Here is a 424-nt window from a genome sequence, read left to right as displayed (position 1 = left end):
GTCACCTACATGATCGACGGGCGCTTCGCGCACCAGGATTCGCACGGGGGTGGCGGCCTGATCACCGATGGCGCCACCCAGTGGATGACCGCGGGCTCGGGCATCCTGCACATCGAGACCCCGCCGGCCGAACTGGTGGAAAGCGGTGGGCTGTTCCATGGTGTCCAGCTGTGGGTGAACCTGCCGAGCAAGGACAAATTCGCCTCTCCGCGTTACCAATCCATCGAGGGGCGCGCGGTGACCCTGCTGTCGTCGGAAGACGGGGGTGCGCTGGTGCGCGTCATCGCCGGTGACATCGACGGGCAGCGCGGACCCGGGCAGACCCACACGCCGATCACGCTCGCGCACGCCACCGTTGCGCCGGGTGCGCGGTTGGATCTGCCGTGGGACCGCGGCTACAACGCCCTGGTTTACGTGCTGTCCG

General features: G+C 68.2%; 1 protein-coding gene. It reads left to right on the top strand.

The window, feature by feature from the left end:
- Nucleotides 1-424: pirin family protein (locus H7I41_RS20385; protein ID WP_264014435.1), on the top strand; the 424-nt coding region annotated here is incomplete at both ends.

It is taken from the genome of [Mycobacterium] manitobense (genome assembly GCF_025821665.1).
Lineage (GTDB): Bacteria > Actinomycetota > Actinomycetes > Mycobacteriales > Mycobacteriaceae > Mycobacterium > Mycobacterium arseniciresistens.
Note: the sequence above shows the minus strand (reverse complement) of the source record. Positions and strands in the feature narration are given on the sequence as shown.